The organism is Streptomyces pseudovenezuelae, from assembly GCF_001513955.1.
Taxonomy (GTDB): Bacteria; Actinomycetota; Actinomycetes; order Streptomycetales; family Streptomycetaceae; genus Streptomyces; species Streptomyces pseudovenezuelae.
On record NZ_KQ948163.1, the window covers coordinates 2,328 to 4,154 of the forward strand.

Below are 1,827 nucleotides of genomic sequence, written 5' to 3' on the forward strand. Positions count from 1 at the left end.
CTACACCCTTACCCCGGGACAACCACCGCCCGGGCTGGACTACCTTCCTGCGTCACCCCATCACTCACCTACTACAAGTCTGGTCCGTCGGCTCCACCACTTTCCTTTCCCCGAAGGGTCCGGAACGGCTTCACGGACTTAGCATCGCCTGGTTCGATGTTTGACGCTTCACAGCGGGTACCGGAATATCAACCGGTTATCCATCGACTACGCCTGTCGGCCTCGCCTTAGGTCCCGACTTACCCTGGGCAGATCAGCTTGACCCAGGAACCCTTAGTCAATCGGCGCACACGTTTCCCACGTGTGTATCGCTACTCATGCCTGCATTCTCACTCGTGAACCGTCCACCACTAGCTTCCGCTGCAGCTTCACCCGGCACACGACGCTCCCCTACCCATCACAGCAGGCGTTGGCCCTATTGCTGCAATGACACGACTTCGGCGGTACGCTTGAGCCCCGCTACATTGTCGGCGCGGAATCACTAGACCAGTGAGCTATTACGCACTCTTTCAAGGGTGGCTGCTTCTAAGCCAACCTCCTGGTTGTCTCTGCGACTCCACATCCTTTCCCACTTAGCGTACGCTTAGGGGCCTTAGTCGATGCTCTGGGCTGTTTCCCTCTCGACCATGGAGCTTATCCCCCACAGTCTCACTGCCGCGCTCTCACTTACCGGCATTCGGAGTTTGGCTAAGGTCAGTAACCCGGTAGGGCCCATCGCCTATCCAGTGCTCTACCTCCGGCAAGAAACACACGACGCTGCACCTAAATGCATTTCGGGGAGAACCAGCTATCACGGAGTTTGATTGGCCTTTCACCCCTAACCACAGGTCATCCCCCAGGTTTTCAACCCTGGTGGGTTCGGTCCTCCACGAAGTCTTACCTCCGCTTCAACCTGCCCATGGCTAGATCACTCCGCTTCGGGTCTTGAGCGTGCTACTGAATCGCCCTATTCGGACTCGCTTTCGCTACGGCTTCCCCACACGGGTTAACCTCGCAACACACCGCAAACTCGCAGGCTCATTCTTCAAAAGGCACGCAGTCACGACGCATTGAGTAAACTCAATGCGCGACGCTCCCACGGCTTGTAGGCACACGGTTTCAGGTACTATTTCACTCCGCTCCCGCGGTACTTTTCACCATTCCCTCACGGTACTATCCGCTATCGGTCACCAGGGAATATTTAGGCTTAGCGGGTGGTCCCGCCAGATTCACACGGGATTTCTCGGGCCCCGTGCTACTTGGGTGTCTCTCAAACGAGCCGCTGATGTTTCGACTACGGGGGTCTTACCCTCTACGCCGGACCTTTCGCATGTCCTTCGCCTACATCAACGGTTTCTGACTCGTCTCACAGCCGGCAGACTGTGAAAGAGAGATCCCACAACCCCGTATGCGCAACCCCTGCCGGGTCTCACACGCATACGGTTTGGCCTCATCCGGTTTCGCTCGCCACTACTCCCGGAATCACGGTTGTTTTCTCTTCCTGCGGGTACTGAGATGTTTCACTTCCCCGCGTTCCCTCCACATACCCTATGTGTTCAGGTATGGGTGACAGCCCATGACGACTGCCGGGTTTCCCCATTCGGAAACCCCCGGATCAAAGCCTGGTTGACGACTCCCCGGGGACTATCGTGGCCTCCCACGTCCTTCATCGGTTCCTGGTGCCAAGGCATCCACCGTGCGCCCTTAAAAACTTGGCCACAGATGCTCGCGTCCACTGTGCAGTTCTCAAACAACGACCAGCCACCCACCACCCCCAACCGAAGCTGGAGTTCACTGGGACCGGCATCGAGGGGGTTCATTCCCTCAGACACCCAACAGCGTGCCCGG

Annotated in this window: 1 rRNA gene (cut by a window edge); it reads right to left on the reverse strand. The window is 57.6% G+C overall.

The annotated features are described in order from the left end of the window. A 23S ribosomal RNA gene (locus tag AQI94_RS42190) occupies positions 1 to 1,697 on the reverse strand (it extends 2,297 nt beyond the left edge of the window). Positions 1,698 to 1,827: the final 130 nt, after the last annotated feature.